This window comes from Novosphingobium sp. B-7 (assembly GCF_000410615.1).
GTDB classification, from domain to species: Bacteria; Pseudomonadota; Alphaproteobacteria; order Sphingomonadales; family Sphingomonadaceae; genus Novosphingobium; species Novosphingobium capsulatum.
In genome coordinates this window covers 34905-38162 of record NZ_KE148350.1, presented here as the reverse complement: position 1 = coordinate 38162, position 3258 = coordinate 34905, and the positions used below count along the sequence as shown (strand labels likewise).

Annotated in this window: 4 protein-coding genes and 1 pseudogene; all 5 read left to right on the top strand. The window is 66.0% G+C overall.

What is annotated here, in order from left to right; translation table 11 throughout:
* Positions 1-274 (top strand): Rrf2 family transcriptional regulator (locus H926_RS27435; RefSeq protein WP_022676730.1); only part of this gene is annotated, 274 nt, incomplete at its 5' end.
* Positions 271-1764: a Fe-S cluster assembly protein SufB gene (gene sufB / locus H926_RS0113185; RefSeq protein WP_022676729.1), complete on the top strand. Its 1494-nt coding sequence runs from the start codon at positions 271-273 to the stop codon at positions 1762-1764. The genes H926_RS27435 and sufB, both read left to right, overlap by 4 nt.
* Positions 1761-2153 (top strand): hypothetical protein, encoded by a 393-nt coding sequence (locus tag H926_RS0113180; protein ID WP_022676728.1) that lies wholly within the window; start codon positions 1761-1763, stop codon positions 2151-2153. Before sufB ends, H926_RS0113180 begins: the two co-directional genes overlap by 4 nt.
* Positions 2137-2877 carry a Fe-S cluster assembly ATPase SufC gene (gene sufC, locus H926_RS0113175; protein ID WP_022676727.1) on the top strand — a complete coding sequence of 247 codons (741 nt, stop codon included), beginning with the start codon at positions 2137-2139 and terminating at the stop codon, positions 2875-2877. Before H926_RS0113180 ends, sufC begins: the two co-directional genes overlap by 17 nt.
* Positions 2874-3258 (top strand): annotated as a pseudogene (locus H926_RS34710) (SufD family Fe-S cluster assembly protein); the annotation flags it as partial. The gene sufC and the pseudogene H926_RS34710, both read left to right, overlap by 4 nt.

The following is a 3258-nucleotide window of genomic DNA, read 5'->3' as shown; positions in this document are numbered from 1 at the left end:
GGCCGCGGCGATCAGCCTGGCCGATGTGATCGAGGCGGTCGAAGGGCCGATTGCCATGGCCGCGTGCAGCGGGCATGGGCGCGGCGATTGCACGCTGGAAGGCGCCTGCATGGTGCGCCCGCACTGGCCGGCGGTGGATGCCGCGCTACGCGCCGCGCTTTCAAGCGTGTCGCTGGTGCAGCTTGCCCGCCCGGCCCAAACCGGCCATCTGGCCACCCCTGCGGCGGCCATGATGCCTGCCGCATCCCCCATTCCTGCCGAGTTGCCCGCATGACCGAAGAAACCCTGAACGACACGCCGGTTAAGGACCAGGCCGCGCGCGACGCGGCCGCCCGCGTGGCGGAATACGAGCACGGCTGGGCTTCGGACATCGAGCAGGAATATGGCCCCAAGGGCCTGTCGGAAGACACCGTGCGCTTCATCTCGGCCAAGAAGGACGAGCCGGAGTGGATGCTGGAATGGCGGCTCAAGGCCTATCGCCACTGGCTGACCATGCCGATGCCCGACTGGGCCAAGCTGAACATTCCGCCGATCGATTACCAGGACGCCTATTACTGGGCCGCGCCCAAGAAAAAGGATGGCCCCAAGTCCCTGGACGAGGTCGATCCCGAAATCCTGCGCGTTTATGAAAAGCTGGGCATTCCCCTGGCCGAGCAGGAAGTGCTCGCTGGCGTGGAAGGCGCGCGCAAGATCGCCGTGGACGCGGTGTTCGACAGCGTCTCGGTGGCGACCACGTTCCGCAAGGAGCTGGAAGCGGCCGGCGTCATCTTCCGCTCGATCAGCGAGGCGATCCGCGAGTTTCCCGATCTGGTGCGCCGCTGGCTGGGCAAGGTCGTGCCGATGCACGACAACTATTTTGCCGCCTTGAACTGCGCGGTCTTTTCCGACGGCACCTTTGTCTACATTCCCGAAGGCGTGCGCTGCCCGATGGAGCTGTCGACCTATTTCCGCATCAATGCGGAAAACACCGGGCAGTTCGAACGCACCCTGATCGTGGCCGACAAGGGCGCCTATGTCTCGTACCTGGAAGGCTGCACCGCACCCCAGCGTGACGAGAACCAGCTCCATGCCGCCGTGGTCGAACTCGTCGCGCTCGACGATGCCGAGATCAAGTATTCCACGGTGCAGAACTGGTATCCCGGCGACGCGCAAGGCAAGGGCGGCATCTACAACTTCGTGACCAAGCGCGCGCTGTGCCAGGGCGCGCGGTCCAAGGTGTCGTGGACCCAGGTGGAAACCGGCTCGGCCGTGACGTGGAAGTATCCCAGCTGCGTCTTGAACGGCGAGGATTCGGTCGGCGAATTCTATTCCGTCGCCGTCACCAACAACTACCAGCAGGCCGATACCGGCACCAAGATGATCCACAACGGCAAGCGCAGCCGCTCGACCATCGTGTCCAAGGGGATCAGCGCGGGCAAGTCCAACAACACCTATCGCGGGTTGGTGCGCGTGGCGCCGCAGGCCGAGGGCGTGCGCAACTTCACCCAGTGCGACAGCCTGCTGCTGGGGGCGGAATGCGGCGCCCATACCGTGCCCTATATCGAGGTGAAGAACCCTTCGGCGACGATCGAGCACGAGGCGACGACCAGCAAGATCAGCGATGACCAGCTGTTCTACGCGATGCAGCGCGGGCTGGACCAGGAACAGGCCGTGGCACTGATCGTCAACGGCTTTGCCAAGGAAGTCCTGCAGCAGCTGCCGATGGAATTTGCCGTGGAAGCGCAAAAGCTTCTGGGCATCAGCCTGGAAGGCAGCGTGGGATGAGCGCGCTTTTGATCATGGCGCTGGCCACGGTCACCGCGCCTGACAGCGCCCCGGCGCTGGCAGCGGTGCAGAAGTGCGACAAGCAGGCCATGCGCGCCATGGCCACGGGCGAGCCGCACCGCCGCACCGAATTTGCCGCCGCCGTCTATGCCGAGCAGCGCGCGATCGCGCAGGAACGCGCCGCGCTGCTCGATGCGCAGATCGCTGGCACGCCCAGCCCCAGCGGCGCGGCCACGGCGGCCACTGCCCTTGGCCAGATCGACGCCCGGCAGAAGGAGCTGGACGACGTGAAAGCCATCGAAAAATCGTGGCGCGACCTGTTCGACGAGGTTCGCGCCGACTTCCTAGCCAATTGCTCGAGCGGAAAACGCAATGCTGACGATAAGTGACCTCTCCAACGAAATCGCCGGCAAGGCCATTCTCAAGGGGCTTTCGCTCACCATCAAGGCGGGCGAGATCCACGCGATCATGGGCCCCAACGGCGCGGGCAAATCGACGCTGGCCTATACCCTGGGCGGCCGCCCCGGCTATGACGTGACCGGCGGCAGCGTGGATTTCGCTGGCCAGGATCTGCTCGCCATGGACCCGCACGAGCGCGCCGCGGCCGGGCTGTTCCTGGGCTTCCAATATCCGGTGGAAATCCCCGGCGTGTCCAACGTGCAGTTCCTGCGCGAGGCGCTCAATGCGCAGCGCAAGCAGCGTGGTGAAGAGCCGCTCTCGGGCGGCGCTTTCCTCAAGCTGGCGCGCGAAAAGGCCGACCTGCTGCGCATGGACATGGACATGCTCAAGCGCCCGGTAAACGTGGGCTTTTCCGGCGGCGAGAAGAAGCGCGCCGAGATGGTCCAGATGGGCATTCTCGACCCCAAGCTGGCGATCCTGGATGAAACCGATTCGGGCCTGGACATCGATGCGCTGCGCATCTGCGGCGAAGGCATCAACGCGATCATGCGCAAGCCCGACAAGGCGGTGCTGCTGATCACGCACTACCAGCGCCTGCTCGATTACGTGAAGCCCGATTTCGTCCACGTCCTCGCCGGCGGCCGCATCGTCCGCTCGGGTGGGGCCGAACTCGCGCTGGAACTGGAACAGCACGGTTACGAGGCGGTGGCGTGACCACCGCCACGCTTGTCCCAACCCGGGCGGACGAGGCGTTCCGCTATGCCGATCTGGCCGCGCTTGCCACGCTGTGGCCGCTGCCCGCGCAGGCAGTGGACGTGGCGGCGGGCGCCAGCGGCAGCCTGTCGGTGGTCCTGGCCGGCCGCGCGCCCGAGGCGCGCGATCTGGTGATCACCCTGGGCGAGGGCGCGCAATACGATCTGCGCCTGCTTAATGCCGGCAGCGCCTATGGCCGCATCGCGGTGAAAGTGCGCCTGGCCAAGGGCGCGCGGTTCCACCTGGGCGCGGCGCAGCTGGGCGGTGGCAACCAGACGGTCGAAATCGTCACCGAGGTAGTCCACGCCGAGCCTGACGCCGTGTCGAGCCAGGTCGTCCGCT

Coding starts and splice junctions, on each gene's coding strand:
- sufC (WP_022676727.1), top strand. CDS start 2,137: ATGCTGACGATAAGTGACCTCTCCAACGAAATCGCCGGCAAGGCCATT.
- H926_RS0113180 (WP_022676728.1), top strand. CDS start 1,761: ATGAGCGCGCTTTTGATCATGGCGCTGGCCACGGTCACCGCGCCTGAC.
- sufB (WP_022676729.1), top strand. CDS start 271: ATGACCGAAGAAACCCTGAACGACACGCCGGTTAAGGACCAGGCCGCG.